The 3753-nt window shown below is 69.8% G+C and carries 4 protein-coding genes; 2 read left to right on the forward strand and 2 right to left on the reverse strand.

Annotated features, from left to right (window positions below; all coding sequences use genetic code 11):
• Nucleotides 1–12: 12 nt before the first annotated feature.
• Together IJH84_RS13975 and IJH84_RS13980 are read right to left on the reverse strand one after the other, a co-directional pair.
• Nucleotides 13–216 (reverse strand): cold-shock protein, encoded by a 204-nt coding sequence (locus IJH84_RS13975; RefSeq protein ID WP_200070755.1) that lies wholly within the window; start codon nt 214–216, stop codon nt 13–15.
• A 316-nt stretch (nt 217–532) separates the two neighbouring features.
• The gene (locus IJH84_RS13980; protein WP_295145030.1) at nt 533–1756 is read right to left on the reverse strand and encodes a Glu/Leu/Phe/Val dehydrogenase dimerization domain-containing protein; all 1224 of its coding nucleotides are present in this window, start codon (nt 1754–1756) and stop codon (nt 533–535) included.
• A 557-nt stretch (nt 1757–2313) separates the two neighbouring features.
• On the opposite strand from IJH84_RS13980, the gene IJH84_RS13985 reads away from it, so the two are divergent.
• Entirely contained in the window at nt 2314–3201 is an 888-nt protein-coding gene (locus IJH84_RS13985) for a hypothetical protein (protein WP_295145033.1), read from the forward strand.
• Nucleotides 3202–3242: 41 nt separating this feature from the next.
• On the forward strand, nt 3243–3753 hold a 511-nt coding region (locus IJH84_RS13990), incomplete at its 3' end, for an amidohydrolase family protein (RefSeq protein ID WP_295145036.1).

Consider the following 3753-nt stretch of genomic DNA (forward strand, 5'->3'; position numbering starts at 1 on the left):
AGCTCGCGGAACTCAGATGCTGCGGATTCCCGAAGCCTGCGGACCCTTCGGCCCCTGAGCGATCTCGAACTCCACCCGCTGGTTCTCGTCGAGCGTGCGGAAACCCGAGGCGTCAATCGCGGTGTAGTGGGCGAACACGTCAGAACCGCCCCCGTCAGGAGTGATGAAGCCGAAGCCCTTCTCGGCGTTGAACCACTTCACGGTACCGGTAGCCATTCTCTTTACTCCTACTTCAGATGGCCAGGGGCCGACACTTCGCCAACCCCGAAGTCGCCGAGATGATCACCTGGGCCGAACGGCCTACGGCACAACAAAGTGCCTGCGGCACGCTTGTTTCGCAGGCACTTTCAAGTACTTCTGGGAACCAAAACTGCAACCGGCGGCAACGCTAGCACCCGATCCACGGGTTGTCACACACTTGTCACCCGAAGTCGTGGCCGCCACAGATGGATGTAACACCGAAAGGCATTCCGACGATTTCCGCAAAACCTCGGCGCGCGCCACCGGCTATGGCGCGCGCCGAGCACCGCCGCTACGGAATGCTCACCAGCAGCCGGCCTTCCGCCTCGGCCACCCGGTTCTGCTCGGTCTGCCGGTCCGCCATGCCCAGCGCCGCGTCCCGCGGCGTCGTGCCGTCGGCGTCCCAGGCCGCCAGCAGCGGCGGGATCTTGGCCAGCATCTCCTCGCGCAGCACGCTGAACGACAGCACCGGGTCGGCGTCCACCCGCCCCAGCAGCAGCCACCAGGCCCAGGCGACCGCGCCGGAGTTGGCCACGAAGTCCGGGATCACCGGCACGCCGCGCGCGGCAAGCTGCTGCTCGGCCTCCGGGGTGATCGGCGTGTTCGCCGCCTCGATGATCACCTTGGCGCGCACCTGCGGCACCCGCTCCGGAGTGATCGCGTAGGACACCGCCGCCGGGATCAGCACGTCGACCTCCGCGGACAGCACCGCGTCCCTGGACAGCCGCTGCACGTCCGCGGGCACCTGATCGCGATCGATCTCGCCGAACCGGTCGCGGGCCTCCAGCAGCGCCGGGACGTCCAGGCCGTCCGGGTGGTAGAGGCAGCCGGAGGCATCGGCCACCGCGACCACCTTCAGCCCCGCCTCGTGCAGGTACCACGCCGCGCCGCCGCCCATGGTGCCCACGCCCTGCACCGCCACGGTCGTGCGCTCGTGGTCCCAGCCGCGGGCCTGCACCACGCCCAGGCAGCTCTGCGCCACGCCGTAGCCGCCGACGACATCGCCCAGCAGGAGCCCGCCCGGCACCGGGGAGTTCAACCCGGCCCGGACCCGGCGCAGCGTGTGCTCGACGTCCGGCGCCCGCCGGATGGCCGCGTGGTAGGACTGCTGCAGGCCGGACTCCTCGAAGACCTCGTCGATCAGGTGCTGCGGCACGCCCAGGTCCTCCGCGGTCACCCAGTGCGCGTCGATCCACGGGCGCATGGCCTCGACGAAGCGGCGCAGCACGCCGCGCGCCTCGGGATCCTTCGGGTCGCAGTCGATCCCGCCCTTGGCGCCACCGACCGGCAGGTTGAACACGGCCGTCTTGCGGGCCATGCCGCGGGCCAGGTCCTCCACTTCGGACATCGTGCAGCCGGCGCGCATCCGGGTCCCGCCGGTGGCCAGGCCGGACACAAGACTGTGCACGACCAGGTAACCGCGGTTGCCCGTCACCGGATCTGTCCAGGTCACCCTCATCAGCGGGTCGCAGTCGACGAGTGCCACCGGCCGAACCTCCTTCCAAGAGCAGTGCATGAAATGGGCGCACGGGTAGGCGCCCATCAGAGTTACTTGCAGAAGGGGCGTGTTCCGGTCACACCTGTGCACGAACCTTCGGCGGATCGGATGTCCGCGTTGTCAGGTCCGTTGCGACCGGCCGCACGCGCTGCGGGTGATGACCACCGGCTTCGCGGTGGTCCACCTCAATGTCGCAGCCACAGCGATGAAGAGGACAGCCAGCGGAGGGGACGGGGAAGGCCGTACTCATCAGCCCGCATGGTCACCTCCGGGTCTCGCTGGCGATGAATCGAAGCTAAACCCCGCCTGGATTTATTGTCAACAATCCTCGCATTCGACATCAGGCTCTTCGTCGGAAGTTACCGGCGAAACCTGGGCGTGATCCACAGCGAGCCGCTGACCAGCGCATTCGGCGGTGGTTACGAGGTGGGCAGCTGGGTGGTGCCCATCCCTCGACCGGGGTCTTAAGCTCTGCACCCGGGCGGGCTTTCGCCACGCCCGGGTGCAGGAACGGCGGAGCACGGCCGCGGGGAGCCGGGCACGGAAACCCCGCGTGTGGCTGGGAGGATGCAGCTATGAGCCAACCGGGACCGCCCGAGCAGGGCCGCCCCAGAACCGACCCGCAGGAACCGCCGGGGACTCTCGACCAGACCGCTCAGCAGAACCTCATCCAGCAGCTCGGGCGGGCGCTGCTGCGCTCGGGCCCGCCGGCCTGGAACGAGGTCAGCGTCGAGTACCGCGCGGTCGGCGGGCACGCGGAGATCGCGGCGCAACTGGTGGCTCCGAACGGGACGCTGATTCCGCTGACCACGCCGGACGAGGTCCGTGCGCTGTTCTCCCGGCTGCGCCACGGAATGCACGAGTCGGAACGGGGCACTTGGCTCAGTGCCATCTACCGGCTGCGGCGCCCGAGCAGCTACAGCGTCGACTTCAACGGCGACTACGAACCCACCTGGCAGACCCCGCCGCCCAAGGACGCCTTCGCCGAGGAACTGCACCACTACCCCCGCACCGGCGAGAACATCCCCGGTTGGCTCGCCCAGCGCGCCGGGGTGCCGGATGCCAGCGGCAGCGCTACCCGCGCGCCCGCGTTGCGCACCGCGGAGGTCTTCGACGCGGTCGATCAGTCCGGACGCCCGCAGACCAACCGGGCAGAGGTGAACGCCGCGGAACTCGACGGGCTGGCCGACTACCTGGACCAGGCGCCGCTAGTGCTCGCCGCCCGCAGCTACGACACCGATCAGCTCGACCCGGAACAGCCCGCCTCGGTGCCGCTGACCTTCCACACCGACGGGGCCTGGATCTGGCCCGGCGCGGTCGCGTACTACCTGCGCAAGCACGGGGTGCCGCCGGAGGATGAGCTGGTCGAGCACATCCGCAAGACCGGTTTCCGGGTGCCGGAGGTGGACGAGCACGTGCGCGAACTCGCGGTCACGGTGATCACCGGCGAGGAGCATCGCTGAGTTCCGCGGACCTGGCGTTCGTCGGCGGCCGGGTGCTCACCATGGACGCCGCGGGTTCGAGCGCGGACGCGCTGGCGGTCCGCGCGGGCCGCATCGTCGCCCTCGGGCAGGCGGACGTGCGCGCGATGACCGGTTCCCGTACGGAACTCGTGGACCTGCGCGGGCGGTTGTTGCTGCCCGGTTTCCAGGATGCGCACGCGCACCCGGTCTTCGGCGGGCTGCTGCGGTCGCGGTGCGACCTCACCGCCGCGTCCAGCGCCGCGGGATGCCTGCGGATCGTCGGTGAGCACGACGGGCGTGGATGGGTACTCGGCGGTGGTTGGGATCCCGCGCTCTTCCCGGGAGGCGCGCCGACCGCGACAGCCCTCGACGCTGTGACGGGAGGGCGTCCTGCGTACCTGGTGAACCGTGACCACCACAGCGTCTGGGTGAACACCGAAGCGCTCCGGCTCGCCGGAGTGGACCGGGGCACTCCCGATCCGGTTGACGGCTGGATCGAACGCGACGCCGACGACCGTCCTTCCGGGACGTTGCACGAGGGGGCCGCGGACC

It is taken from the genome of Saccharopolyspora sp., assembly GCF_017434145.1.
GTDB lineage: Bacteria > Actinomycetota > Actinomycetes > Mycobacteriales > Pseudonocardiaceae > Saccharopolyspora_C > Saccharopolyspora_C galaxeae.